At 68.5% G+C, this 619-nt stretch carries 1 protein-coding gene; it reads right to left on the reverse strand.

Annotated elements, in window-relative coordinates; all coding sequences use genetic code 11:
• Position 1: 1 nt before the first annotated feature.
• Positions 2-619 (reverse strand): superoxide dismutase (locus tag MWU57_RS17900; protein ID WP_246911043.1); only part of this gene is annotated, 618 nt, incomplete at its 5' end.

The following is a 619-nucleotide window of genomic DNA, read 5'->3' on the forward strand; positions in this document are numbered from 1 at the left end:
CTCAGGCGGGGACGATGAGTCCGGTGGTCTGGGTGCGGGCGCGGTCGAGGCGGGCGGCGACGTCGCGCCAGTTGGCGATGTTCCAGAACGCCTTGACGTAGTCGGCCTTGACGTTGAGGTAGTCGAGGTAGAAGGCGTGCTCCCACATGTCGAGCATGAGCAGCGGGGTGATGCCGACCGGGACGTTGGCCTGCTGGTCGAACAGCTGGAAGATGGCCAGGCGCTGGCCGATCGAGTCCCAGCCGAGCACGGCCCAGCCGGAGCCCTGGATGCCGGTGGCGGTCGCGGCGAAGTGGGCCTGGAACGCGGCGAAGGAGCCGAACTGGTCCTTGATCGCCTCGGCCAGCTCGCCCTCGGGCTCGCCGCCGCCCTCGGGGGACAGGTTGTGCCAGAACACGGTGTGGTTGGTGTGCCCGCCGAGGTGGAACGCGAGGTTCTTCTCGTGCAGGTTCACCGCGCCCAGGTCACCGGACTCGCGGGCCTCGCCCAGCTTCTCCACCGCGGTGTTCGCGCCCGCGACGTAGGTGGCGTGGTGCTTGTCGTGGTGCAGCTCCATGATCTTGCCGCTGATGTGCGGCTCGAGCGCGCTGTAGTCGTAGGGCAGATCCGGCAGCGTGTA

This window comes from Isoptericola sp. S6320L (genome assembly GCF_023015685.1).
GTDB classification, from domain to species: domain Bacteria; phylum Actinomycetota; class Actinomycetes; order Actinomycetales; family Cellulomonadaceae; genus Isoptericola; species Isoptericola halotolerans_A.